The following is a 24844-nucleotide window of genomic DNA, read 5'->3' on the forward strand; positions in this document are numbered from 1 at the left end:
TGCAGCGGGTCCTCCGACAACGCCAAACCCAATACCTCTGGACCAAAACTGGTCCACTCGTTGGCATCTGGTGACTCCACCCGCAAATAACCAAGCGAAGTGATCTTCAAGGTAACTCCTCGATGTTGGGGACGACTCCGCTTCTCGCGGCGCCATCAAAGCAATGGGTCAGAAGAAGTTGCTGAGGTTTGCCGACAGCAGCACGGTTTGTTCGAGGAAGATGTGGCGTCGGGCGATCAGGAACGAGCCGTTGTGGCGCCGGAGCAGGTCACGACGCGACCCGATCCACGTCGTCTCCTCGGATTTGAGGCGGGTGCGGTAAAGCACGAAGTTGGAGTGCACCTCCAACTCCCCACCACGATCGTCCACCACGCGCACATTCGTGACGAGATGCCTTGTCCGCGAAGGCGGATCCTCCGCCCACGCCGAGCCCGTCATCAGCTTGGCCACCCGGCCGAGCAGGATCCGCTTGTCGTCGTCGAAGAACGCCATCTCGCCGGGTTTGGTGAATTCCTTGTCCAGCTCGCGCCGCAGGCGAGTCCGGCGGAGCGGCATGAAGTAGTGGGTGTCGTCAGTGAACAACTGCACCCACTGCTCGTACTGGTGGGCGTCGAGCAGCGTCGCTTCGTCGGTGTAGAAGCGCTCCACCTCGAACTGCCGCAGCACTTCGGCGAGCCGGTCGGCCCCGACTTCGATGTCTGTATCGATGGTCATAGTCTTCGTCCTGTTCTCGAGTGGGTACGGTGGTCAGAGCACGTCGGGCGGGGTGGTGAGTTCGCGCAGCTCGTTCCAGCCGACGCCGGACATCCAGTGCTTCCATGCGTGATAGGTCCACCGTTGACCGTGCTCGTTGATGCTGGTGTGGATGTAGGGCGGGTCAAGGGAGTCGTCGTCCTGTACGACCTTGCCGTGACCCAGATCCATCAGCAGCAGCTGTGGAATCTTGCTGCTCGTCTCGCCATGGGTCTGCTTGGTGGATTGAGTCCAGTTCTCGCCGTCATCCTGCTCGGCCAACCCGCCCGGCCCGAAGGTGATGATGGCCCGCCGCGCCATGAGGGCCTTCCGCTCGGGGCTGGCGTCCTTCTTGACGAAGGCGAACCACCAGATCTCGGTTTCCTGTGGCCCACGCGGCACCCGCAGTCCAATCTGCAGGATCCAGGGCAAGACCGAGCAGGTGGGGAAGATGTTCCCGTGGCCGTACGACTGCCTCCCAACCCTTCCGAACTGCTCCGCCTCCGGTGCGGAGTCCGCTCGCCAGGAGTTGTCGAGGAGCCCGCCCATGTCCCCCAACGAATCCGCCGTCTGCCCCGATACGCCATGGCCAAACTGGTCGATGAACACGATGTGGTCACCCATGCTCTCGTCGAACAGTTCAAGATCTGAACCATCGGGTGCCGCCACGCCCGACATTCCCACTTTGCGACCGCGCGCCGTCGGGTCCGGCAGCGGCGGCAGGATGCCGCTGCGAAACGCCGATACGTGGGTGACCTGTGGGTGATAGAAATCAAAGACGTTGTCACCGGGGAACTTCCAGTTGCACGGGATGACGAACTTCTGGACGCCGGGGATGATCTCCATATCGCCTTGGGCTGCGATCATGGCCAAGGCGAGTCGACCGGTCCGGCCGAGGAATTCGTGCAGCGGCGGCGCCTCGGGATCAGCGGTGGCGAACACGAAACCCATGAACGTGTCCAACTGAGCCACCTCACGCAACCCGTTGGCGGCAGTGTCCAGGTCGTTGTGATACAGCTCGGCAAGCCCCGGCACCCCGACCAAATCACCCGAAATGTCATAGGTCCACCCGTGATAGGTGCACATGAAGTTACGGGCGTTGCCCTCCTCGGCCCGACACACCGCATTCCCGCGATGCAGACAGGTATTCAGCAGCGCCTTGATACTGCCGTCCTTCTGACGCACGACCAACACGTTGTCGCGCCCCATCGGGGCCTCGAAGAAGTCCCCCTTCTTGCGGATCTGCGACTCGTGACACAAGAACAGCCAACTCCGCGCGAAGATCATCTGCATCTCCTGCTCGAAGATCTCCGAGTCCCTGAAGATGCTCCGATCGAGCTCACCCCGCTCCAGCGAAACCAACTCCTGCAGCTTCTCGACCGCGATGGCCATGATGTCCTCCTTACGTTCCAGTTCCCACGGCGTCATGCCCACCTGCGACCGAGCGATGGGCGGCATGCTGGTTTGCGGCTGACCTTCACCCGCGCTGCAATTTGGGGTTACAGCAGGGCAATTGGCCCGCAACACCTCGATTGTCTGCTCGTTGGAAGCATCGCTGCGAGCACACCGTTCCACCCCGTGGAACCCGACCCCTCGACTCGGCCATACCCGACAGAAGCCACCGTCGATCGCTGGTCTTGCCATCGCCGTGGTGCTGGTGAGCGACGGCGCTGGGAATCCCACGCGCACTGGATGCCAGACGGGGACCAGCACCGTCACGCGCCCATGACGGTGGCCCCACTGAGCAGCCCCCAATATCCTCACCCGTCAACGAACACGACGAATGGTGTTGCCGTAGTGGGTCATTCGGCTGACCTCTGAGGTCGGTCGAGCGCAACGCACCGTCGAGGTACGGGACTACAGCTCAACGGAAGTCCGGCAACGCCGATGGCAGCCATCCGGCGCTGTCCGCGACGAGTGATTCGTTCCAGCCGATGAGGTGCGCTCCTACTTGGCCGTCACAGCGACGCGCGTTGCATGTCCTGGACCGACCTTGGGTACGGGTTGGGTGCCACCGTCACGCGAACCTTCAGTTGGCGGTGGCGCTCGACGCCGGCTTTGCGGGAGCCGCCGTTCGGTTCGCCCCAGATTAGGGCGACTTCGGTACCGGGCTCGGCGTAGCGCCGCTCGACGAAGGCGAGCGAGAGGATGTCGCGCTCGTTGAAGCTGTAGCCGCACAGCGTGGATTGCCCGATACACCCGCCGTCCGCGCCTTGGACCTCGTCGCGCTGCGGGAATGAGTAGTCGGAGAGGGGTAGGTCCAGGTAGCGGTACGGGAGCCCCGGCTCGAGCAGCGACCGGAAGATCGCGGTCACGTCGTCCTTGTTCCAGACGAGCGTCACCTTGCGGCGCGGAGGCGCCTCCGCAATGGGCTCTAGAGCCGCGCGGCCGATGAAGTCGTGATCGAACTTGACGATGCGGTCGTAGCCTAGGTCATAGGGCGTGACGTAGTAGTCCTCGACGTCGGGCGAGTAAAAGCTTCCGCCGAGTTGGTACTTGGCCTCCCATCCGTCCGCCGGCAACCATTCTCGGAAGGCGCGCAGGTACTCGCCCGTGTAGATGGCCGGCAGCGGATAACCGATCCACCCGCTCTCGTAGCCCGAGCTGTAGTAGGCGCGAGTTCCGCCTTGCCGGAGTCCGAACTCGGCACCCGCGGCCATGAGCGCGTCTCGTACGGCAGGCCCACACTCGTAGGGTCCCGACAACTCGACGCCCTGATGGCCAGCCATGCCGTGCCGCAGCGCCAGCACCTCGGTCGCGCCGATCCGGACTCGCGCAGTGTGGAAGAACGGCAGGTCCGGCGCTGGGCCGTGAATGACTCTGCGGAAGATCTCTCCGGCATTTGGGCCGTCCATGCCGAAGCGAAAGCTGCGGCGCGTCCCACTGACATTGTCAGACGTGTTTTCGTCGCGCTCGACGCTCACGTCGTAGCAGCCGGTCTCGGCCTGAAATTGCACCCAGTTGAGAAGGGTCTTCCCGCTGATCAATTCGAAGGTTTCGTCGCCGAGGTCGTGCAAGACGCAGTCTCCGATGATCTGTCCCCGCGGGTTGCAACCCACGAACTGCTTGGCGATCCCTGGCCTGAGATTTTGGAGACTGTTCACGCCGACATCCGACAACAGCCGCCGTGCGTCCTTGCCGCGCAGGAAGAGCTCGGGCATGTGATGGCTCTGGTCGAACAGGGCGGCGGTTTCGCGCCAGGCGCGTTGCTCGTCACGCCAGTTCGTGTGTTGCGCCGGTACGGGTGAGAGCGCCGCATTCTGTCGACCGTGGGGTCCCGGCGTCTCGTTGTAGAGGTAGTCGACGATGTTTGGTGTGTGATCCAGAACGTCTTGGAGGGACTTCTTCGTCACGGTCATCATCTATTTTCGGCGATCCGTGCCGCGGGTCGCATCTGAACGGAGTCGAGGGCCAGAAGCGACTCTGCGTTCTGGCCGAAGATCAGTGCGCGTTCGTGTTCCGCGATGGGTGCGGTCGCCATGAATTCAGCGGAAGTGTCAATCGACTGGTACGGGTAGTCGACGGAGAAGAGGACGCGTTCGGCGCCCAACTCAGAGATGGCGCACGCCAACGGCGCGTGCGACTCCACGCCTGCGGTCGTGACGAACAGGTTTCTCCGGACGTAGCACGACGGAAGCTCGTCGAGCTCGACGGTGTGGCGCATGATCGACCATCGATCGTCGAGCCGGCCCAGCGCAAACGGCAGGCCTTCGCCCATGTGGCCGAGTATCAGTGTGGCAGTTGGGTGTCGGTCGAAGAGCCCCGACAGCACAAGGCGCAGAGCATGCGATGCGGTCTCGAAACCCCATCCCCACGCCGCAGCGGACATCTCCGGGTAGCCCTCGAGAACCGCTGGCATCACGGCTGGAAAGACAGGATGCAAGTACAGCGGAACTCCGATCCGAGTGAGGGTCGCCCACAGCGGCTCATAGCGGGCGTCGTCCAGATAGACGCCGTTGGTGTGACCGTTCACGAGCGCGCCGACGAAGCCGAGTTCGGTGACACAGCGTTCGAGCTCGCGCGCGGCCGCCAGGGGATCCTGCGTGGGAAGCGCCGCGAAGGCGCGGAACCGCGCGGGATACGCCTCGACGACCTTCGCGAGCGCGTCATTGCTGCGTCGCGCGCGCTCGATCGCTAGCTCGGCATCCGTTTCCTGTTGTACGCCAGGCCCGGTCAGGGAGAGCACCTGGACGTCTATGCCCGATCGATCCATCTCGGGGAGCCGGTACTGCTCGATGTCATCGATGCGGTCCGCGAACATCGCGGCGACCTGTGGAAGCAGTGCGCCCCCGTCGCCCTGTCGATAGTCGGCCGTCGCGAAGTGTTCCTCGAGGGTGATGACGCGGTGTCCGTTTCTCATGTGTTCTCCTGCTCGATTGGCGGCAGACTGCGGTCGCGACGCCCACGTTCCAGCGACCCCGTGGTGTCAGAGAAATGGCGTGGCCGGGTCCAGCCCGACCAACACGCGGCCGTGCACCTCGAGGTTCGAGGTGAGCAGCACAGCGGCGTGGTTGCTCAAGGCCTGTATGTCGCGGTAGACGCGCTGGAAAGGGATGTCCCGCATGATGACCGACGCTCCGCTCGCGGTGTAGAGGATGCTCACCGCCTCGCGCGCGAGTTCGATGGCATAGGCGCTTCGTCCACGCAATTCAGCCTTCTCTTCGACGCTGGGCTGCTCGCCAAAATCGGCGCGGCGCTGGAGGAGCTGGATGCACTCTCGTTGGAGCGCATCGGCTGCCGCGATCTTGTTGGCGGCCGAGGCCACCTGAATGTGCGTGACAGGCGACGCGCTCTGGTCCTTCCACGGCGTATAGGTGATGCTCCGACCGGGAAGTCGCTGAAGAAACAGCTCGAGTGCGGCGCGGGCCATTCCGATGAACACCGAGACTTGTTGGACGGACACGTAAGCGAAGAATCCGTAGTTCCGCTGCTCACCAACGCCGGCGTTCGAGCGGTCACCCGTCGTGCCGGCGAGTGCGTCGTTGATCTTGATCACCCGATGAGCCGGAACGAAGACGTCCTTTGCGGTCGTTGTGCTACTTCCGGTGGCCATCGCGCCAAAGGCGTCCCAGTCGTCGGCAAGTGACAGCTCGGACGTCCGCGCGAAGACGTAGTACACGTCCGGCGGCCCGTCCGAGTGCTCGAGTCGCGAGGCGACGGCGTCGAACACTGAGCCGCGAACGCCGGTGTTCCACTTCCAATTGCCGTTGAGGATGTAGCCGCCGTCGGTCGGAACAATGGTGCCGGTCGGAGTCAAGGCTCCCGAGATCCGTACGTCGCCACCGCTGAAGATCTCTCGCTGGCCGTCGTCGGGGATGAGCTGGCCGATCCAAGTGTTCGCGAGCCACAACCCCGCGACCCAGCCGAGTGAACCGTCGGCCCGCGCCAACTCGCTCACTATCTCGCACTGGTCTTCGAGCGGGAGATCGAAGCCGCCGAACTGTTTCGGCACGACCGTGCGCCACACACTGGTAGCGCCGACCGTCTCTAGGATCTCCGGCGCGAGCCACCGCGCGCGCTCGCTTTCGCTAGCGAGATCGCGAATGCGTGGGACGAGTGCGCGTATCTCCTCGAGGATTTCGGTTTTGATGTCGCTGCTGCTGTCCTGCAACTTCTCGACCGCGACGGCCATGATGTCCTCCTTGACGCGCTTCGTTGGTCCGGTCCGTGCGTGCGCTGATGCCCAGGTGCTGCCCATCGACCGGCAACTCAGCCGGCTCACGAGCTGGCGCGTTCTCCTGGGCGGCCAACTTGCGGCGGTAGCTTTACCATCCTGTTGTTCCGGTCACACGTCAGCGAGCGCACCGTTCCACACCGCGGAACCCGATCCCGACGACTCGGCGGCATGACCGGCCGTCGCGGAGGGGCCGCCCAATCACACCAGCGCAGCTACGAAATCGGACCATCGAGTTGATCCGCGGCCCGCGATAGCAACTCCGCAAGCTGTCGTGCATCAGCCGGACTCAAGTGGATGACGCGATACCGATTTCCCACGTGATGGGCGAGTTCGACCGTCGGCACCCACGTCGCTCGGTCCGAGTCATCGGCAAGGTACTGCGCCGCCCGAACCTCCACCGATTCCCGACACCGCGGTTCCCCCGGACACACGAGTTCGAGCACGTGACTCTCACTGACGTGCCACAGCGGATCCTGACAGGCCACGCCCTCCTCGACGCACCATGTCGGGCAGGTTGATTCGGCAACCGCGGCATGGTCTTCGCGCATCGCCCACCTCACGAGTCAGCTCACCTACCCAGGCGGGTCGTCCCGGCCCGGGTCCTTCTCTCACGCTGCCATCATGTTGGCGCCACGGGACAGGCCGTGTGCCGGGGAATGGAACCCGATTCGCATGCATGGGGACTGGGCCGCGCAGACTGAGAACTTCACGCAGGTGACTGAAAGTGGGCGTGGTGCAAGAATCTTTCGTGATCGTCGGGGCGAACCTTGCCGGGGGCAGGGCGGCGCAGGCGCTGCGCCAAGAGGGTTTCACCGGAAGAGTGGTCCTCGTTGGCGCCGAACCACACCTGCCCTACGAGCGGCCGCCGTTGAGCAAAGACCTGTTGTTGGGCAAGCAAGTTCCGGCCGATCTGCAGATCGCCGACTCGCAGTCGTGGACCGATCAGGACATCGACGTCCGGCTCGGCGTGCGGGTACGCCGACTGCTGACCGCCGAGCAGGCCGTCGAAACCGAAGACGGGGAGCGGATCAAGGCGGACAAGGTGCTGTTGTGCACGGGCGGACAGGCGCGCCGACTCGACGTGGAGGGGCACGACCTCGACGGGGTGCACTACCTGCGCTCGCTCGACGATGCGCTGGTACTGCGTGGCGAGCTCGTCCCGGGTGCTCGGGTGACCGTAGTGGGAGCCGGGTTCGTGGGTGCGGAGGTGGCCGCCTCGGCGCATGCACTCGGCTGCCACGTGACCATCCTCGAAATCGCCGAGCTCCCGCTGCAGCGGGTGCTTGGGCCGTCGCTCGGGCGGATCTTCGCCTCCGTGCACCGGGATCGCGGGGTGGAGCTGCGCCTTCGTACGGGTGTACGGCGGATCGTCGGGGACGAGCGGGTGCACCACGTGGTCACCACCGACGGCGACGTGATCGAGAGCGACGTAGTAGTGGTCGGCATCGGTATCAACCCGGCGGTCGAGCTTGCCGAGCAGGCCGGCGCCCGCGTCGGCAACGGAATCCTGGTCGACGAGTTCTGTGCCACTTCACTGGACGGCCTGTACGCCGCCGGCGACGTCGCCAACCACCCCAATCCGCTTGTCGGCGAACGGGTCCGGCTTGAGAGCTGGCAGAATGCCCAGAATCAAGGTATCGCTGCCGCCCGGTCCATGCTGGGGCGCCGTGAACCCTATGCGGAAGTGCCCTGGTTCTGGTCCGACCAGTATGATTTGAACCTTCAAATGGCCGGTCATCCGCAGTCAGGCGATGAGCTCGTGTGGCGTGGCGACGTCGAAGGCCTTGCCTTCAGCGTTTTCTTCGTCCGCGCCGGGATCCTGCGCGCCGCACTAGCGATCAACCGGCCGCGCGACGTGCGCGCTGCCATCGGGCTCATCGAACGGCGGGCCGCCGTGAGCCCCGAGGCGCTGCGCGACCCGGGAACCGATCTGCGCAAGATCACCGCCTGACCGGCGGCTACTTGATCGAGGCGACGAGATCGGCCGACATGGCTTGCAGTTGCGGCCCCCAGGTCGACCAACCATGGTCGCCGGCAACGGGAAAGTCGAAATGGCCGTTGCGGCCTCCCGCGGCCCGGTAGGCGGCGTAGAACACGCGGCTGCTGCCTTGAGCTCGATCGGCGTAACCGATCATCGCGGCAGCATCAGCGGACGTGAAGGTTTGGGGGCTGTAAACCCATAGGCGAGTGTCGTTTTGCACGAAGATCTGGACGTGAACGTCGGGATCGTGCCACTTCCACCGGCCCAGCTGAGGCAGGCCCCACATGTTGCGGGTGTCGGCGCCGCCGTACTGCATCATGCCCGCGGTGATCGCACCGTTGAGGGTGGTGTTGGACGGGGTGAGGAAGCCAGACATCGATGCTGCGTACCTGAACCGATCGGGATGGAAGGCGGCCATCATCAGGGCGCCGGTGCCCCCCTGCGATGCGCCGACGATCGCGTGGCCACCAGGCGCCAAACCCTTTTCGGTCGCTAACCAGTTGGGCAGCTCGGAGGATAGGAAGGTCTCCCATTGGCGGCTACCGTCCTGCTCCCAGTCGGTGTAGAGACTGTACGCCCCGCCGGCCGGCGTAACCACCGAGATCCCTCTTCCCGCAAGGGTGTTCATCGCGTTGCCCGCCGTCATCCAATTGCTGACGGCGTCGCCGGCATTGAACGCGTCCAGCAGATACACCGCATGTGGTCCCCCGTCGATGAAGGCCACGGGGATGTCGCGGGCCATCGCCGCCGAGGGCACCATCAAGTACTCGAACGCTTCTGCCTTGGCCTGCACCGCCGTCCATAGGCACAGCCCAAGCACTGCGACCAGGGCTAGCCGCAGGAACTGAACGCCACCACGGGTGCGCACGTTTCGCATCGGAAACTCCCTACCGTCGGTGATCAGTCGCTCGTTACGTGGGCACTAGACCGGGGGGTACGCCGGAGGCGGGTAGACACCGCGCAGGATCCAGGCAAACCAGTTGATGCCGTACTCCAATTCGTCGCTTACGTCGTAGTCCGGGCTGGGGTCCATCCGATCACCTTCCTTTCGATCCATAGACCGCGACGACGACCGTGCGATCCATGCTGTTTTCCGACCACACCCCGATCTGGGTGTAGACGCAGTTCTGCATGATGGCCAAATAGCCCGGGTTGTAGTACCACTGGTTGATGAGCTCGATCCCACTGATGGCCAGCGCGGGATTGATGGCGACCGTCTCGGCCACCGTGCCCGCGTAGCCGGCGGCCTTCGCACGGTCCTGGGGAGTCGAGCCGTCGCTGCCGATGTCGCCGCCGAGCGCGCGGTCGTTGAGCACGTCGAGGGCGTGCCACTGCGCGGCCAGTTGCAGCTGTGGACTGACCCTCAGATCTCCGGTGCAACCGGCTTGTCGCTGCAGGGTGTAGACGTTGGAGACGACGCTGCCGTTGAGGCGGTGATTGTCGGCGTTCGCGTGTGGTGTGCCGAGACCCGCGGCGACGCCAAGCACGAGCAGCGTGCCCACTGCCGCACCGAGCCGACTAGATGGGCTCGTCGGTTGGATCGTTGCGCTCATGCTCATTCTTTGGGCTCCAACGGGTTTCGATGACAGCGTGCCTGTCGGGCAGCAACGGCGTGACGGCGCCGGTTTCATGACGCCGGCGCCCGGGAGTTCGCCGCTGAGTTCCTCAGCCGCCAGATCAGGGCTGGGCAAAGTTCGTTGACCGCCTGTGTGATCAAGTAGGACGCCTGATAGTCGTCGGTGGTTCGAAATCGGCCTTTAGGTCGTCGATGATCCGTGCGAATGCATCCCTGGCGGCGACCTTGTCGCAAATCCCGCGCCCGTAACGGAGGGCCTCGTCAGCGTTGGCGAAGTGGTAGCCAGGCCGAACGGTCACGTTGACCACGTAGGCCACCGTGTCGGCAGGTGCGGCCGGGCCGCCCGCCACCGACATTGCGACCAGAGTTCCGACTGTCGTCAGCACCGCAGCCGTGGAGGTGCCCTTCATTTCGGGTCGAATCCGGCAATGAGCCAACGGTTTCCGACCTTGTCGAGAGTGACTTGAACGACCGACGCAGTCTGTGTCGGCGCGTCGTTTCCCATGATTACGGCCTGATTCACGAAAACGACGACCACGGCGTGGTCGGCGCTCGCCGACACCGAGGCGGCCGCAGCCACGGTGGCGGTGGCTGAGATCTTCTTTTCCCTTGCGCCAGGGATTACTACGTCGTCGGTCAATGACGTGTAGGAATCACGAAACGTCCCCGTCAGCCGGTCACGGGCGGCAGTGAGGCTGGCCTGCGCGGTGTCGGGTGTGTAGGAGAGCATCGCGATCGTGCTTTCCTTGGCGGCTTGGACGGATTCGACACCAGCGCTGTCGGCCGCCCTGGTGGTCGAGTCCTCGTATTTCAGATACGCGGCCCCGAGCGCGACTGCCAGCGCCGCGAACGGTACGACACCGAAGCTGAATGCGCGCACGAGCTTGGATCGCCGTGGGGGTGGCGTCGACGCGTCGGCGGCATCGGGTTGCTCGTCGTCGCCGGCGGCCTCAATGTCGTTGTCCGGTAGGGTCTTCGCGTCCGCTCCCGCCGTTGCGGGGTCGCGTTCATCATCGGAGGTGGTCGACGCGGGATCGCCCAAGACCGCGGCTCCAGGCCCTTGGCGATTGGTCATGGTACGAACTCCACGTTTGACACCTTCACGTCGTGGCCCACTTTCTGGACCGAGATCCGCATTCGCCACGCTCGCGGGTTCTGTTCCGGCGCACCGGCGTTGGAGACACTGACGCTGACCGCGACCAGTACCTGCGCTTGAGTGTCAGATGCCGATTCAAGACCCGCGAGGGTGATGGTGCCCGCGGTCGTCGACTGTGCTTGCTTGACCACGTCGATGAACGGTTGTGACCGTTTGGAGAAGACGTCGTAGAACGTGCCGGTGGCCGCGCTCAGGATTCGCTGAACGTCGGCGTCGGGATGATGCCAGTCGATGGTGGTGAGGTTCAGTGCGCCTTGGCGACCGACTTGCAGGAATAGCTCGCGCTGCTGGGCGACCTGATGAGACTCGTGGACGCGCCACCCGAGCCAGCCGGCGAGCGCGACGAGCACTGCGACGATCGGCAGACCGACGACGAGCGACTGGCCGGGCAGCGACATCCGAACTTGGGGCCGGCGCTGGTCGGCTTCAGGGTATTCGTCGGCCTCGAGGTCATCTGCTGAGGTGTCGTTCGGGGCGATGTCACTGTCGACAGTCAAGATTCAGTTTCCCTTCGGCGGAAGCAGCATGTCCTGCCAGGTTCGATCTTGACGAGCATCGCCTGCCAAATTCGCCTGCGTGTACTGACGCCCGTCGGGGCCGATGTAGCTGCCGGTGGCCGGGTCGTACGTGGCGGCGGCCAGCGGAGGCGGCCCGGGTGGCGAGGGGTTGGCCGCGGGCGGCGTTCCGGGGGGCAGTTGGGGAATGGCCTGGCCGTACAGCGTGGCGTTCGAATCGCCCTTCCAGTTGTAGCCGTCGTTGAGTGGCACATAGTTTTCGTCGCTCTCGCACATCTTGACTGTCGGGGCCCGCTTGCCAGGACGGGTCTCGCACGGCAGATTGCGGGCGCCGCGGACGGCGAGCTGCGAGTCTTGGGGGACACGGCAATACATGTCGCCGGGGGTCCTGTCTGGGTAGTCCACTTCACTGGTTGAGCGCACCTGATTGGGCGGGAGGTACCCGGTGGTGCATGGCGGGGGCAGGTTGAGGTTGAGGTTGAACGACAGATACAGGCCCTTGTAGGCCTGTTTGGTATTGCCGTTGGCCAACGTGGCGCCCTGGATCATTTCCACCGCTGGTGGGAGCAGCACCAGCAGCTGTTCGATGTTGGGTTGATAGGTGATTGCGACCTGCCCGATGCTGACCAGGTTGGCCGCCAGCACGGGCAGGGTGGGCTGCAGCCGATCAAGCAGCTGGCGCACTTCGTCGGCCGCCCCGGGACCTTTTTCCAGTAGACCCTTGATCGAGGAGTCCTGGGCCTGAAGCTCATTGGTGATTTGGGCGGTATGGGCGGCCCAGGCCTGGATCGAGTCGGAGGTGTCGATCTGGGTGTCCAGGATTGGTTTGGACTGATCGATCACGGTGGTCAGCGCGTCCAGATTGTTGCGGGCGTCGGCGGCCAGGCTCGTGGTGCCCTTGACCAGCCTCGCGAGTTCGGGCCCCAAACCGCCGACGGCGGTGTACGCCTCGTTGATCGCGGTGCTCAGGTTGTCGTGCGGGATGGCCTGCAAGCCGGCATTGGTGGCGCTCAGCAGTGTGTTGATGTTGGGCGGCACCGTGGCGCGGTCCCGTGCTATCACGTCGCCGTTCTTCAGCGCCGGACCATTTGCGCTGCGCGGAACGAGCTCGATGAACTGTTCGCCGATGGCGGTTTGGCTGTGCACCTGCGCGTCTACGTCGGCTGGGATGTCGATGCCCGACTTGAGGGACAGCAGCGCCTCGACGCCCGTAGGGGTCAAGTGCACGTCCTTGACCCGGCCCACCTCGGTGCCGCGGTAGGTGACGTTCCCGTTCTCATACAGCCCGCCAGTCTCGGGCAGGTCGACGGTCACTCGGTAGTACCCGACGCCGAACAGCAGATTCGGCAGGCCAAGGAGGCCGAGGCACATGATCCCACCCGCGACGAGGGTGATCACGCCAAACATCGCCAGTTGCAGCTGGATTCGCTTAGTGAGGTGCATCTTAGGGCCCCTGGTCGAAGTGGTATGGCGCGAGTAGCGGGTTACCTGCGGTGTATGGGCTTGGCAGCACCCCGACCGTGCGTCCCCATTCCATTTCCAGTTCGGTCAGATCGCCCTCGAAACGGGTGCCGGTCAACAACCCCGAATCCAGCCGGCTCAGCGTCATGTCGACGACGAGCGTCACGTTGGCGTAGTCGCCGCGGAACCAGTTCAGCAGCGTGTCCTTCGCGAACGGATAGGTGCTGAACAGGCCCAGCGATCGGGTCAGCGATCGGCCGGCGTTGGCCAGTGATTCCAGCACGGGTCCAAGATCCTTGAGCTCCTGGACGATCGCCTGCTTGGTCTGATTGACCGAGTCGGCCGCCAGGGCGTTGAATCTGCCGAGTTGGTCGAGTGCTTCGACGAGGTTGTCACGCTCGCCGTTGAGTACCGCCAACGCGTCGGGGATCGTGTCAAGCGCCTTGTCCAAGACGGGCTTTTGCGCGGCGAACTGCCCGACGAGATTGTTGAGGCTGTCTGAGGCCGCGATGATGTCGTCGGTTTGATCGTTGACCCGAGAGATGAATGTGTCGAGCTGGCTCATCAGACTACGAAGGTCGTTCTCACGCCCGCCAAACGCGGTCGAGAGTGCCTTGGTGATGTCTTGGACCTGCCCCAGTCCGCCGCCGTTGAGCAGTAACGAGGCAGCGGCCAGCGTCTGCTCGGTAGACGGATAGGCGCCCCCGGATGACAGCGGGATCAAGGATCCTTCATGCAATGCGCTCTCCGGGGCCGCATCCGGCGGCGGTGCGAGTTCGATGTGCAACGATCCCAACAGGCTGGTCTGGCCCACTGTTGCAGTCGAATTGGCGGGTAGGCGTACGTCACCGTTGAGTGTCATCGTCAGTAGCGCATGCCAGCCTTGCCGTTCGATCTTGGTGACGGAACCGACGGTGACATCGCCGACGCGGACCCGCGAATTCTGCTGGATGTTGTTGACGTCGGGCATTTGTGCCTGGATCGAAAAGGATCCAGCGCCGTGGCCCTGGGTACCCGGCAGCGGCAACGTGTTCAATCCGCGCCATCCGCACCCTGACAGCCAGCTGGCTACGACCACGACCATGACGACCGCACTGGCTTGACGGCGGCTTCTCATCATGCCCCTGCCCCGGGCGGCACCATCAGCCCCGGCAACCCGGCAGCGGGATCGGTTTGTTGCGTCGGCGACCCCGTAGCGGGCGTTGCCGCAACATCGGCTAGTGGCGCTTCGGCAGGCAGCGGCGCCGGAGTGTCAGCGGCCGGGGGTGCTCCAGCGGCCGGGACGGGCTGCGCAGGAACGTAATCGGGTCGCATCCAGTCCTCGCTGTAGGTGATTTCGTTGGGCCGTGCCGCCGTCCCCACGAAGAGATTTTCGCCAAGCGGCAGAGTGTTGTATTGGCGGTTCTTGACGATGGGCGCCAGATACTGCACACACAGTTTTGCCGACTGCTCTGCCCCCGCACGGGACGCGGCCTGGATCGCTCCGCACAGGAAGTTGATCGGATTGCTGAAGTTGTTCACCGCCAGCGCCCCGCTCAACGTGCCCTGCGCGGGCTGATAGGCGTTGAGCGCGTTCGTCGCCGTTGTCGGCAGGACGTGCAGCGCCTGCTTGATGTCGTCGAGGCTCTCGGTCAGGGTTTGAGACACCGAGGTCAGCTTGTCCGTTGTGGTGGCGAACGTTTCGCGGTTCTCGGCGACGAAGTCCTTTACGTCGCCGATCACGTCGTTGAAGTCCTTGACGGCGTTGGCCACCTCACTCGGATCGTTCGCCAATAACCCGGTGACCGCGGCGAGGTTCTGGTTGAGCTGGCGTATCAGCACGGTGCTGTCCTGTAGCGCAGATACCAGGGTCGCCAGGTTCTTCACCGAGGTGAACGTGTCGGCGCTGTGATCGCCGAGCGCCGAAACCGCCTGCGACAGCTTGATGATCGCGTCGCGGATACTTGGTCCCCGACCGCGCAGATTGTCGGCAGTGGTGTTGACCAGGGAACCCAGGGTGCTGACACCACCGGTTTCGGTGGGCGCCAACATGGTGCTGAGCTTTTGGAGTTGGTCACGGAAGTCGTCCCACTCCACGGGTACCGCGGTGCGGTCATGCGGGATGACGGCGTTGTCTTGCAGCGTCGGGCCGTCGTGGTAGGCGGGGGTCAACTGGATCGCTCGCGCGGTGACCAGCGTTGGGGACAGGATCACCGCCTTGACATCGGCGGGCACCTTGAACTGGTCATCGAACCAGAAGGTGATCTTCACCTGGTCGGGTTGAGGTTCGATCGTGTCGATCTTGCCGACGTTGACGCCCCTGATGCGGACGTCGTCGCCGACGAACACGCCGTTGCTGTTATCGAAGTAGGCGACAGCGTGCGTGCGACTGATCCCACGGGTCGCGTGGACCACCAGGACCGCTGCGGCCGCGGTGACGGCGACCAACACCGCTGCCAGGCCTAGACGTAGCGTGCGTGATCGACTCATTGGCCTGTCTCTGACGCAGGAGGTTGTGTGGGTGCCGGGCCGGGTTCGCCGGGTGCGGGCACGAACACCGGAGTGGGAGTGGGCTGTTCCGGTGCCGTCTGGCCGGGCAGCAGTGCAGGTGGGCCGGGCGGCGGCCCGCCTGGAGGCGGCGCTGGTAGCGGCTCACGGTACGGGTAGCAGCCGGTAGGGCCGGGCAACGCCAAGCCGGGCGGGCCGCATCCCTGATCGCCAGGCTTGCCGGTGATGGCGTCGGGCAACGTCATATTCGGTTCGCCGCCTTGCCCGGTGCGCGGATAGGGTACCGGCAGCGCCGGTGTGCCCGGCTGGCCGGTTTGCGGGTCGGTGCGCTGCGAGGGCAGCAGTACATGGGGATCCAGACCGAGGTCGGAGAACGCGGCATCGACGAACGGCTGGATGAATTGGCCCGGCAGCAGATTCGCGACGTAGGCCTTGAAGAACGGTCCCGACGACAATGATTCACCCAGCGACATCGCGTAGCTGTTCAGCCCTTTAATCGATTGTTGGACTTCGGTTTTGCGGTTGTCGATGGTCGCTAGGACGCCGTTGAGTTTGTCCAATGCCGGTTTGAGGGTGGCCCGATTCCCGCCGATGAACCCGCGGAGCTGCTGAGCTAGCGACGAGATGTTCATCGAGATCTGGTCCAGTGCATCGCTTTGGCTGCGCAATGCCGCCAGCACCGCATTCGTATCGTGGATCAGCCCGACGATCTTGTCGGTGCGCTCGGCCAACACGGTGGTCGCCGTACGGGCATTGGACAGCAGCTGGCGTAGCTTTGCGTCGCGTTGGTTGAGGGTTTCGGAGAACCGCGCGACACCGTCTACGGCCACCTTCAGCTGCGGCGGGGTATCCTGCAAGGTCTGCGAAAGTGTTTGCAGCGCCTGGGATAGCTGATCGGTGTTGAGACCGCTGATGGTTGCGGTGAGGTCGCCTACCGCATCGGGCAGCTGATATGGCGAGGTCGTGCGTTCCAGTGGGATCGTGCCCGCTACGTGGCCGTCGCCGCGTGGAGTGATTTCGAGGACTTTGTTGCCGAGCAGCCCGTTCGTCTTGATCGCTGCCTCTGTGCGCTCACCCAGGCGGATGTCGTCGGCCACCGTGAAGGTCACCAGGACTCCGTGCTCGTCGAGTTCGAGGCTCTTCACCTGTCCGGTTTGAGAGCCCGACACCTGAACGGGAGCGTCGATCGTCAGCCCGCCGATCTCGTCGAAGTACGCCGAATAGGTTGTGCTGCCGAACGAGAAAGGGAGCCTGTTGTAGTTCAGCGCGCCCAGCGTGAGCACGGCGACCACGACCACGGCGATGGCGCCGACGATGACGGGGTTACGTTCCCGGAAGGGTTTCATCGCGGGGTGCACCGACCCGTGTCCTGGCCGGCCATCTTGACGTACACCGGTTGACCACCTTTTCCGTTGAGTTTGAGCACCAAGTCGCACATGTAGAAGCTGAAGAAGTCGCCGTTGAGGGCTTGGCGGCCCAGCGCCCGGTAGGCCTCGGGCAGTGTCTTGAGCAAGTTGTCGAAGTAGTCGTGATCGGCTAGTACGTTGCCCGCGGTGCGATCGGTCTCGGTCACGGTCTTCTGCAGTGGCGGACGTGCTTGCTCCAGCAAGTCGGCAATCGAGCCGGCGGCCTCATTCGAATAGGCCACCGCGTTGGTGATGTCTTGTTTGCGGCCTTCGAGTCCGTGCACCAGCTCTGAGAGCGAGTCGATTGCGGTGCCGAATTTGTCGCTGTGATCGCCGAGCGACCCCAACACCGTGTTGAGATTGACGACGACCTGCCCGATCAGCGCATCTCTGTCGGCGAGCGTGTTGGTTAGGGCTGCGGTTTGGGTCAGAATGGACCCCACGGTCGGACCCTGACCTTGAAAGGCGGCAACCAGCTGCCCACTGAGCGCGTTGACCTGCCCGGGATCCAGGGCACGAAAGAGCGGTCGGAAACCTCCGATCAACGCGTCGAGATCGAGCGCCGGCGCGGTGCGATCAAGCGGGATCGTCTCCCCGGCAGACAGTTTGGTGGTACCGCCCGCGCCTTCCTGCAACGCCAGGTAGCGGCCCCCGATCAGGTCGTCATAGCGGACCACTGCCTTGGTGCCCTCGGTGATGATCACCGAGTCGTCGGCGCTGAAACTCACCAGCGCGGTGGCGTCGTCCTTGATCTTGATGGACTTGACCTTGCCGACCTCCACGCCGGCGATGCGCACGAAGTTGCCGGCTTTGAGGCCGCTCACGTTGGTGAATTCGGCGTTGTAGGTCGTGGCCTCTTGGAACCGCAGCTGCGCAAACACGGCGATGAGTGCGAACGCACCCAATAGGCACACGGAGAGGAACGCCGCGAGGCGCCACAGCGTCCCGAATAGATTGTGCCGCAATGTAGTTCACCTCTCCGCTGTTGGAGTTACTGATGTGGGTGCGATCCGTGCCGACGGCGTCACGGCGGCGGCGGGGCTGCGGCCCCAGCATCCGCTCCGGCGGGGGTCGGTCCCCCATCGGCGGGTAGGGACGGGGGCGGGGGGACGCCCGGGTATAGCGGGGTTCCGTCCGGCCCGTACTGCGCCCCGCCGTACGGCGGGGCACCTGGGTAGGGAATCGGACCGGGAGCCGGCCCGCCCGGGTATCGGATACTCGGGGGCTCGGGCACCGCCCGGGTGACCGGGAAGTAGTTGGCCCAGCCGGGGAATCCGATGCCCGGATTCGGCCGAACATCCATTCCCGTGCCGAAACCGGTGTCGGTCACCAGGTACCGCACCGGCCAGTTCTTGGACACGTCGGGCAGGGAACCACAACCCGGTTTGCCGCCTGGACCGCCCTTGGCGGCGACGATTGGCAGATTGTCCGGATACCTGTATGGATCGTCGCCGAGCATCAGCGAGGCATCCATGATCACCGACTTGCCGTCGGCCCCGCCGACCGTAGGAGCGTAGTTTTCCAAGGCCTTGTCGGCGCCGACGAGTAGACAGGTCAGTTCAGGGTTGTACTTCATCAACAGGTTCGTCGTGGGCTCGAGCAGATTGACCGCACGTACCAAGTTGTCCTTGCTGGGGCCCAACACACCGATGCCGCTGCGCGAGAGCCCAACGATGCTCACTAGCAACGCATCCAACTGCTTGGCTTGCGCGGTCACGGTCGCGCTAGTGGTGCTGGCCGCCGAGAGGGTGTCGATGATGTGCTGCGCGGCGGCACCGTAGGTGTCGCCAACGCCTTTGAGCGCGCGCCAGTCCTCGCGCATCGTGTCGGTGCGCGAATTCAAGGCCAGCAGAACGTCGTTGGTGTCGGTGATGGATTCACCGATGCGCTCGCCCTGACCGCGAACCCCGTCGGCCAACGCCGTAAGCACCGCGTTGAGCTTGGACGGATCGACCTGTTTGATCAGTTCGACCAGGTTTTGGAACACGGTATTGACCTCGATGGCCACGTTCTGTGATCGCAGCTGGGCCCCGGCGGCAAGCCGCTGAGGGGACGGGTTGCTCGGGGAGACCAGCTCGACGAACTTGGCCCCAAACAGCGATGTGGCGTCGATGCGGGCTTCCACGTTGGCCGGGATGTACTTGGTTTGGCTGGGATCGATGTCGAGCCGAAGGCTGACCGCGTCGGTGCCGCCGGAAACCGTGGCGACCCGGCCCACCTCGACGCCGCGCATCTTCACTTTGGCGTTGGGCTCCATGACCAATCCGGACCGGTCGGAGAACAACGTCACCGGCATCGTCGGTGTGAAGGATTGGTTGTAGGCGCCCAGGCTCAACGCCGCACCAACGACGATGATGACGACCAACAGGGCGGCCAGCCACTCGGATGGGATCCGGTGCGATCCTGCTGGTCTGGAGCTCTTGGCGGGCACGCCGCTACCCCGCGAAATCGAAGTGACCGGTCTGGCCGTAGAGCGCCAGAGTGACGAGCAAGATGACGAATGCGGCGACGACGAGGGCGGCGCGGGTGGCGCGCCCGACAGCTGCCCCGACACCCGCTGGGCCGCCGGTCGCATTGAATCCGTAGTAGGTGTGAACCAGCATCACCACTACCGCCAGAACTAGGACGGTGATGACTGATCTGATCACGTCTGCCGGCACCAGGAAGGTGCGGAAGTAGTGGTCGTAGACACCGACGGACTGGCCGTAGAGGGCCGTGGTGCCGAACCGTGCGGCGAGGTAGCTCAGCAGCAATGCCACCGTGTAGAGCGGAACGACGACGATCACTCCGGCCACCACCCGGGTCGAGGCCAGGTAGGCGATGGGCCGGATCCCCATCACTTCCAGGGCGTCGATCTCCTCGTTGATCCGCATGGCGCCGATCTGCGCGGTGGCACCGGCGCCTAGTGTTGCCGAGAACGCGATGACCGCGGTGGCCAGGCTGATCAGCCGCGTGGTGAGGTACGCCGAGGCGAAGCCAGTGAGGGCTTCCACCCCGACTTGGGACAACTGGTTGTAACCCTGGGCAGCGATGATGGCGCCAGTCGACACGTTGAGGAACGAGACCACTGCGACCGTTCCACCGATCATCGCGAGCGCCCCAGTCCCAAGGCTCATCATCGCGATCTGGCGGAAGAGCTCAGCCCGATAGTGGACGAACACGTCGACGACCGAACGCAGCGTTTGACCGTAGAACCGCGTCTGATCGCCGATGTGCCTCCAGCGGGATCTGACGCCTCGCATGTAGTTGGCCACGCGTGGAAATCTCTGCACCACAACAAGACTCGCGCTCACTTCATTACCTCGAATCCGACCGCAGTGACGATGACATTGAGGATGTACAGCAAGACAAAGGAGAACACCACCGTTTCGTTGACGGCGTTGCCGACTCCGGCCGGACCACGGCTCACCGACGTGCCCTGATAACAGGCGATCAGTCCCGCCGACATGCCGAACAGGGTCGCCTTGACCATCGACACGAATACATCGCCTAGCCCGGTGACCAGCGTCATACCAGCCACGAATGCCCCGGCAGTGACGTGCTGAAAGAACACCGAGAACAAGAAGCCGCCGACGAGCCCGGTGAGCGTCACCAACGATGACAGCAACAGCGAAACCACGGTGGCCGCCAGCACGCGGGGCACCAGAAGGGCTTGAACCGGATCGATGCCCATCACACGCAACGCATCGATCTCTTCGCGGATGGTGCGTGCCCCTAGATCGGCGCACATCGCCGACGCGCCAGCACCGGCGACGACCACGATCGTGACGATCGGCCCAATCTGGTTGACCGCAGCAAGGGCAGCGCCAGCGCCAGAAAAGTCGGCAGCGCCGAACTCGACGAACAGCACGTTGATGATGAAGACCGACAACACCACGTAGGGAACCGACAACATCAAGGCCGGAAGAAACGACACACGGGCCATGAACAGCGTCTGCTCGAGGAACTCACGCCACGCCAGCCGCGACGTGAACATCGTGACCAGAATGTCCAGCGCCATTGCGGCAAGCCCGCCAACAGCGCGTAGCGGCTTCAGCGGCGCGGCCTCCGACCACGGCACCGACTGCCGCTCTTCGTCCGGCGCTACCGATGGCGGCGGCTCGTTACCGGCCGTATCCACCATCACGACGTCGCTCACCGGCCCGCTCGGCAGTCGGTATTCCGCAGCCCCGGCTCGAGGTGCTCCCCGTCGCCGAGGATGCCGTGGTCGAGTCGGCCTCGTTCCAGCGCAACGTGGTCCTGCAGGTTCGTCATTGCGCTGGCCATGAAGTCCTCCTAGATCCGGCGCCTGTTAGCGGTGAAACCCATGTGTTGACCGATCGACTGGTCACCGAGGCACGGAGTCTTGGGCTGACGTTCGCCTGGGCTGCACACCGGCGGTGCGACGTAGATCTTGTGGCCCAGGACACATCTCAGCGAGTGAACTGTTCCACCTCGTGGAACCCGATCCCGTGGCCAGTTTTCACAGGAAACCAACTGTCGTGACGCTCGGTTCGCTCGGCCGCGGTTCGGCATGGCAGCAGGTCTCGTCGCGGCCGCACCACGCCCTTTTTCGGCAAGTCGACGCTCGTGTCATCCGTGTCGGCGAGGGCCACGTGTCGCGCTGCCAGATGGCGGTCGACGGCGGCCGGAGCGTCGGATGAGGCTGGGGATCATCACGTCGTCGACGAGAGCTCGTACCGTGCCGCGGGTGGGAGGCCGAGCCGACAAGATGGACCGGAAGATGAGGTATCCAGGAAGCACGTCCCAGAGGTCGTCCGTGATCGCGGCGGCATCGATCTCACCGCGATCGACGGCCTGCCCCAGGATGTGATCGATCAGGACCTTCCGTTGATCGAGGAATTGGTGCTGCATCACGTCGTCTAGTGCGGGGTTGCGCGATACCTCGACCAGCACCGCCCGGACGGTGCCGGCATGCGCACGCGCCTGATCACACACCGCGTGTCCGAACTGGAGCAAATCGCCACGGAGCGTACCGGTTTCGGGCGCGACGGCCACCTGCCGGATGCTCTCGATGAACGCGGCCAACACCAATTCGGCCTTCGTCGGCCACCGCCGATACACGGTGGCCTTGCTGGCTCGCGCGGTGGAAGCCACGGCATCCACCGTCAACCCGTCATAGCCTCCTTGCTGCAACAGCCGCAACGTCACCTCGAGGAGCTCGGCCTCTCGCGGCGACCACGGCGCGGCCGCTATGTCAATCACCTTGCGGCCAGCGGCATCTGAGCGGCGCCGCGCACACGGACACCACCACGGTGGCATCGCCACTCACCGTCGTGTCATCGTCCAGGTCCAAGACCAGCCCGCCCCTTTCGTGGGGATCCGCGCCGACGGCAGGGCAACCGACCGCTCCCCTATCTTGTGGTCCCAATCACAGCGCTTCGAGCGCACCGTTCCACCCGGTGGAACCCGACCCCGACGACTCCGCCGGTGACCTGACACTCCCAGAATGCGGTGCCGCGTAGGCGGACTGCCCACGTGGCGTCAGAACCGTGTGCTCAAGTAACGAGCGGCGTCGTGCTCATCGTCGCACGCAACTTGGCCTGCACATGGCGCTCGACCGTTGGCTTGGCCGAACCCCCGTGCTCCTCGCCCCAAGCGATGTTAACCTCGACGCCGTCACTTACCGCGGACTCATCCACCATCGCCAGCGAGGACCAGCCCCGCAGGTTCGCCGAGTAGCCGCTCGTAGTCGACAGGCCTATCAGCCGGCCGTCCAGATGGACACGATCGAAGGATAGAGTCGAGTAGTTCGAGACGGGAAGGTCGGGGTACTTCGCACGGTCACCGTCGTTGAAGAGGCTTTCAGCCAGAATCCGGGCGGCGTCTTCGTCGTTCCACCGCAGCCAGACCTTCCGACGGTGCGGCCGGTCCCACATCGCCTCAACCGCCGAGCGGCCGATGAACTCGTGGTCGAACTTCACCAGCCGCTCAAGACCTAGGTCCCAAACCGTCTGGTAGTAATCCTCGATGTCGTCGGAGTAGAAGCTTCCCCCCAGGGAAGCGTTCGCCTCCCATGTCGATGCGCTGAGCCACTCGCGGTAGGGCTTCATCTGCTCTCCGCTATAGATCGCAGGAGTCGGACTCGGAATCCAACCGGACTCGATGCACATGGACGGGTAGGCACGCGCGCCTATCAACCGCAGCCCGAACTCCTCGCCCGCCGTGATCAGGGCCTCCTTCACGGCCGGACCGTCCGCGGCAGGGCCGGAGAATTCGAAGCCGACTTCGCGCGACATCGAGTGGGCGTGGGCGCGCACACGGACACCGGCGATGGTGACTTCGCCGATGCCGAAGAACTGAATCGGCTCGAGCGGCCCGCCGTTGACCTTCTCGGCGATCTGGTATGCGTTGGGGCCTTGGAGTTGGTAACGGAACAGCTTGCGTTCGTTGTTGCCTAGGGCGGACTGGTAATCGCGCCCGACCTCGACGTCATAGCCGCCGGTCTCCGCGTGGTACGCCACCCAGTTCGGCGCGGCGGCACGTCCCACGAGGACGACCTCGTCTTCGTCAAGACACGTCAGGATCGCGTCGGCAATTACATACCCGTCATAGTTCAGCGCAACGAATTGCTTCGCCTTGTTCGGTCCGAACTTCGCGAAACTGTTGACGCCCGTATCCGACAGGAGTTTCTTGACGTCCGGCCCCTTGAAGTAGAAGTCGGTCATGTGGAACGACGAGTCCATGAGGGCCGCCGTCCGACGCCACGACTCTTGTTCGTCGCGCCAGTTCGTGTATTCCGAGCGAATGGGGAACGGATAGGCCCCCACTGGCGCGTCGCGCAACATCGGGACGGGACCACCGGCCTTCTGCATCTTTGTCTCGAGACTGGTCATCGAATACTCCATTTCTTACGAATGTGCTGCGGCGATGTTGCCGTCGGTCGGCGGCTGACGAATGGCAAAGTCTCCGCCTGCCCTAGAACGGGACTCTCATGTCGGTACCAGCGATGCGAAGGCACCTCGGTAGAAGACGAGGGGCGTGGCGGCGTGAGCCGTCTCGTGGCTGGCGATGTTGAGCACGCGCCCCAGCACGACGCGATGGTCTCCCGCGTCGTGGACCGCGTGCAGGACGCACTCCGCATAGGCAAGGGCATCGTCGAGCAATGGCGCACCACCGGCTCCGCTTCGCCATCGCACGCCCCCGAACTTGTCCCCGCCGGACTTGGCGAAGGATGCGCACACGTCCCGTTGCGAAGAACGGAGGATGTTGATCGCGAACACTTCCCCACTGGCAATCCGTGGCCACGAGGCGGATGCGCTACTCGGGCAGAACAGCAAGAGCGGTGGATTCAGCGACACGCTCACCAGTGACTGCACCGTCATTCCGACGGGCTCGCCACGATCGGATCCGGTCACGATCGCGACACCGGTGGCGAAATGCCCCATGACAGTACGCAACACGTCGGGCTCGACGACCGTCGGCTTCGGCTCCTGACCGAGCGAAGGATCTGGATACCCGCTACGCGAATCCATCGGATCTCCTCGACGAGTCCGTGCCTCTGTCCGCAGCAACCGGCAGGTGATGGAACGCAATGTCACCGAAATCCAGGTGCGAGTGTGTCTCTCGCGGATGCTTGGCATCCACCCGAACGACGTCCTTGGCACCTCGACGTTTCGCGATCGTCGTTGTCAGCCACATGCCTCTTGCACACCTTCCTGCGTTGGCCGTCTTGGACGCGAGCGGCCCGGCACGGCGCGAAATCCCTTTGACTAGCCGACGTTGGCCGCTATGACGGGAGCTTCGGCATCGACGGGCTCGGAACATCCCGGCGGTAGGGCATTGACCGGTCGGTGACCCCACATGCTGGAGGCGTCCATGTAGGTGACCACCCACTCGTCGTCGTCATCGAC

At 64.2% G+C, this 24844-nt stretch carries 22 protein-coding genes and 3 pseudogenes; 1 reads left to right on the forward strand and 24 read right to left on the reverse strand.

The genetic code is table 11. The annotated features are described in order from the left end of the window. The 7 genes and pseudogenes from SLQ33_RS33690 to SLQ33_RS33695 all read right to left on the reverse strand — a co-directional run. A pseudogene (locus SLQ33_RS33690) lies at positions 1 to 110 on the reverse strand (glyoxalase); the annotation flags it as partial. A gap of 58 nt (positions 111 to 168) precedes the next feature. Next, entirely contained in the window at positions 169 to 714 is a 546-nt protein-coding gene (locus SLQ33_RS33360; protein ID WP_319458222.1) for an aromatic-ring-hydroxylating dioxygenase subunit beta, read from the reverse strand. A 33-nt stretch (positions 715 to 747) separates the two neighbouring features. After that, complete coding sequence (locus SLQ33_RS33365) at positions 748 to 2124, reverse strand: aromatic ring-hydroxylating oxygenase subunit alpha (RefSeq protein ID WP_319458223.1); 1377 nt, start codon at positions 2122 to 2124, stop codon at positions 748 to 750. A gap of 566 nt (positions 2125 to 2690) precedes the next feature. After that, positions 2691 to 4085, reverse strand: a complete 1395-nt coding sequence (locus tag SLQ33_RS33370) for a hypothetical protein (RefSeq protein ID WP_319458224.1) — start codon at positions 4083 to 4085, stop codon at positions 2691 to 2693. A gap of 5 nt (positions 4086 to 4090) precedes the next feature. Continuing rightward, positions 4091 to 5092, reverse strand: coding sequence for an amidohydrolase family protein (locus SLQ33_RS33375; RefSeq protein ID WP_319458225.1), 1002 nt, complete (start codon positions 5090 to 5092; stop codon positions 4091 to 4093). Positions 5093 to 5158: 66 nt separating this feature from the next. Next, positions 5159 to 6364 carry an acyl-CoA dehydrogenase family protein gene (locus tag SLQ33_RS33380; protein ID WP_319458226.1) on the reverse strand — a complete coding sequence of 402 codons (1206 nt, stop codon included), beginning with the start codon at positions 6362 to 6364 and terminating at the stop codon, positions 5159 to 5161. 257 nt (positions 6365 to 6621) lie between these two features. Continuing rightward, positions 6622 to 6957, reverse strand: coding sequence for a DUF6907 domain-containing protein (locus SLQ33_RS33695; protein ID WP_413467781.1), 336 nt, complete (start codon positions 6955 to 6957; stop codon positions 6622 to 6624). Positions 6958 to 7142: 185 nt separating this feature from the next. On the opposite strand from SLQ33_RS33695, the gene SLQ33_RS33385 reads away from it, so the two are divergent. After that, positions 7143 to 8360, forward strand: coding sequence for an NAD(P)/FAD-dependent oxidoreductase (locus SLQ33_RS33385; RefSeq protein ID WP_319458227.1), 1218 nt, complete (start codon positions 7143 to 7145; stop codon positions 8358 to 8360). Between the two features lie 7 nt (positions 8361 to 8367). Here SLQ33_RS33385 and SLQ33_RS33390 read toward each other — a convergent pair whose 3' ends face one another. The 17 genes and pseudogenes from SLQ33_RS33390 to SLQ33_RS33470 all read right to left on the reverse strand — a co-directional run bounded on the left by SLQ33_RS33390 (position 8368) and on the right by SLQ33_RS33470 (position 24466). Further along, on the reverse strand, positions 8368 to 9267 hold the full coding sequence (locus SLQ33_RS33390) for an alpha/beta hydrolase family protein (RefSeq protein WP_319458228.1): 900 nt from the start codon (positions 9265 to 9267) through the stop codon (positions 8368 to 8370). 45 nt (positions 9268 to 9312) lie between these two features. Next, positions 9313 to 9943 (reverse strand): annotated as a pseudogene (locus tag SLQ33_RS33395) (CAP domain-containing protein). A 74-nt stretch (positions 9944 to 10017) separates the two neighbouring features. Then, positions 10018 to 10376: pseudogene (locus SLQ33_RS33400) on the reverse strand (DUF732 domain-containing protein). Further along, entirely contained in the window at positions 10373 to 11041 is a 669-nt protein-coding gene (locus SLQ33_RS33405) for a hypothetical protein (RefSeq protein WP_319458229.1), read from the reverse strand. The pseudogene SLQ33_RS33400 and the gene SLQ33_RS33405 overlap by 4 nt, the downstream one beginning before the upstream one ends. After that, entirely contained in the window at positions 11038 to 11619 is a 582-nt protein-coding gene (locus SLQ33_RS33410) for a mammalian cell entry protein (protein WP_319458230.1), read from the reverse strand. Before SLQ33_RS33410 ends, SLQ33_RS33405 begins: the two co-directional genes overlap by 4 nt. Before the next feature lie 3 nt (positions 11620 to 11622). Next, positions 11623 to 13080 carry an MlaD family protein gene (locus tag SLQ33_RS33415; RefSeq protein ID WP_319458231.1) on the reverse strand — a complete coding sequence of 486 codons (1458 nt, stop codon included), beginning with the start codon at positions 13078 to 13080 and terminating at the stop codon, positions 11623 to 11625. A 1-nt stretch (position 13081) separates the two neighbouring features. Further along, positions 13082 to 14218, reverse strand: coding sequence for an MCE family protein (locus SLQ33_RS33420; protein ID WP_413467780.1), 1137 nt, complete (start codon positions 14216 to 14218; stop codon positions 13082 to 13084). After that, positions 14215 to 15567, reverse strand: a complete 1353-nt coding sequence (locus SLQ33_RS33425) for an MCE family protein (RefSeq protein ID WP_319458232.1) — start codon at positions 15565 to 15567, stop codon at positions 14215 to 14217. The genes SLQ33_RS33420 and SLQ33_RS33425 overlap by 4 nt, the downstream gene beginning before the upstream one ends. Continuing rightward, on the reverse strand, positions 15564 to 16931 hold the full coding sequence (locus SLQ33_RS33430) for an MCE family protein (protein WP_319458233.1): 1368 nt from the start codon (positions 16929 to 16931) through the stop codon (positions 15564 to 15566). Before SLQ33_RS33430 ends, SLQ33_RS33425 begins: the two co-directional genes overlap by 4 nt. Further along, positions 16928 to 17956 carry an MCE family protein gene (locus tag SLQ33_RS33435; protein ID WP_319458234.1) on the reverse strand — a complete coding sequence of 343 codons (1029 nt, stop codon included), beginning with the start codon at positions 17954 to 17956 and terminating at the stop codon, positions 16928 to 16930. The genes SLQ33_RS33430 and SLQ33_RS33435 overlap by 4 nt, the downstream gene beginning before the upstream one ends. Positions 17957 to 18015: 59 nt before the next feature. Next, positions 18016 to 19422, reverse strand: coding sequence for an MCE family protein (locus tag SLQ33_RS33440; protein WP_319458235.1), 1407 nt, complete (start codon positions 19420 to 19422; stop codon positions 18016 to 18018). Between the two features lie 4 nt (positions 19423 to 19426). Beyond that, on the reverse strand, positions 19427 to 20233 hold the full coding sequence (locus SLQ33_RS33445; RefSeq protein WP_319458241.1) for an ABC transporter permease: 807 nt from the start codon (positions 20231 to 20233) through the stop codon (positions 19427 to 19429). A 47-nt stretch (positions 20234 to 20280) separates the two neighbouring features. Further along, positions 20281 to 20991 (reverse strand): MlaE family ABC transporter permease, encoded by a 711-nt coding sequence (locus tag SLQ33_RS33450; RefSeq protein WP_413467782.1) that lies wholly within the window; start codon positions 20989 to 20991, stop codon positions 20281 to 20283. A gap of 134 nt (positions 20992 to 21125) precedes the next feature. Next, positions 21126 to 21257 (reverse strand): hypothetical protein, encoded by a 132-nt coding sequence (locus SLQ33_RS33455; protein WP_319458236.1) that lies wholly within the window; start codon positions 21255 to 21257, stop codon positions 21126 to 21128. 306 nt (positions 21258 to 21563) lie between these two features. Further along, complete coding sequence (locus SLQ33_RS33460; protein ID WP_319458237.1) at positions 21564 to 22196, reverse strand: TetR/AcrR family transcriptional regulator; 633 nt, start codon at positions 22194 to 22196, stop codon at positions 21564 to 21566. 293 nt (positions 22197 to 22489) lie between these two features. Further along, positions 22490 to 23827, reverse strand: a complete 1338-nt coding sequence (locus SLQ33_RS33465; RefSeq protein WP_319458238.1) for a hypothetical protein — start codon at positions 23825 to 23827, stop codon at positions 22490 to 22492. Between the two features lie 96 nt (positions 23828 to 23923). Continuing rightward, positions 23924 to 24466, reverse strand: a complete 543-nt coding sequence (locus tag SLQ33_RS33470; protein ID WP_319458239.1) for a flavin reductase family protein — start codon at positions 24464 to 24466, stop codon at positions 23924 to 23926. Between the last annotated feature and the right edge of the window lie 378 nt (positions 24467 to 24844).

The organism is Mycobacterium sp. RTGN6 (assembly GCF_033804605.1).
GTDB lineage: Bacteria > Actinomycetota > Actinomycetes > Mycobacteriales > Mycobacteriaceae > Mycobacterium.

Excerpts from the sequence above, each read along its gene's own strand:
- SLQ33_RS33415 (WP_319458231.1), bottom strand. The coding sequence starts at position 13,080 with ATGCACCTCACTAAGCGAATCCAGCTGCAACTGGCGATGTTTGGCGTG.
- SLQ33_RS33390 (WP_319458228.1), bottom strand. The coding sequence starts at position 9,267 with ATGCGAAACGTGCGCACCCGTGGTGGCGTTCAGTTCCTGCGGCTAGCC.
- SLQ33_RS33380 (WP_319458226.1), bottom strand. The coding sequence starts at position 6,364 with ATGGCCGTCGCGGTCGAGAAGTTGCAGGACAGCAGCAGCGACATCAAA.
- SLQ33_RS33405 (WP_319458229.1), bottom strand. The coding sequence starts at position 11,041 with ATGACCAATCGCCAAGGGCCTGGAGCCGCGGTCTTGGGCGATCCCGCG.
- SLQ33_RS33445 (WP_319458241.1), bottom strand. The coding sequence starts at position 20,233 with ATGCGAGGCGTCAGATCCCGCTGGAGGCACATCGGCGATCAGACGCGG.
- SLQ33_RS33360 (WP_319458222.1), bottom strand. The coding sequence starts at position 714 with ATGACCATCGATACAGACATCGAAGTCGGGGCCGACCGGCTCGCCGAA.
- SLQ33_RS33430 (WP_319458233.1), bottom strand. The coding sequence starts at position 16,931 with ATGAAACCCTTCCGGGAACGTAACCCCGTCATCGTCGGCGCCATCGCC.
- SLQ33_RS33455 (WP_319458236.1), bottom strand. The coding sequence starts at position 21,257 with ATGGCCAGCGCAATGACGAACCTGCAGGACCACGTTGCGCTGGAACGA.
- SLQ33_RS33695 (WP_413467781.1), bottom strand. The coding sequence starts at position 6,957 with ATGCGCGAAGACCATGCCGCGGTTGCCGAATCAACCTGCCCGACATGG.
- SLQ33_RS33425 (WP_319458232.1), bottom strand. The coding sequence starts at position 15,567 with ATGAGTCGATCACGCACGCTACGTCTAGGCCTGGCAGCGGTGTTGGTC.
- SLQ33_RS33450 (WP_413467782.1), bottom strand. The coding sequence starts at position 20,991 with ATGGCGCTGGACATTCTGGTCACGATGTTCACGTCGCGGCTGGCGTGG.
- SLQ33_RS33375 (WP_319458225.1), bottom strand. The coding sequence starts at position 5,092 with ATGAGAAACGGACACCGCGTCATCACCCTCGAGGAACACTTCGCGACG.
- SLQ33_RS33465 (WP_319458238.1), bottom strand. The coding sequence starts at position 23,827 with ATGACCAGTCTCGAGACAAAGATGCAGAAGGCCGGTGGTCCCGTCCCG.
- SLQ33_RS33470 (WP_319458239.1), bottom strand. The coding sequence starts at position 24,466 with ATGGATTCGCGTAGCGGGTATCCAGATCCTTCGCTCGGTCAGGAGCCG.
- SLQ33_RS33420 (WP_413467780.1), bottom strand. The coding sequence starts at position 14,218 with ATGATGAGAAGCCGCCGTCAAGCCAGTGCGGTCGTCATGGTCGTGGTC.
- SLQ33_RS33365 (WP_319458223.1), bottom strand. The coding sequence starts at position 2,124 with ATGGCCATCGCGGTCGAGAAGCTGCAGGAGTTGGTTTCGCTGGAGCGG.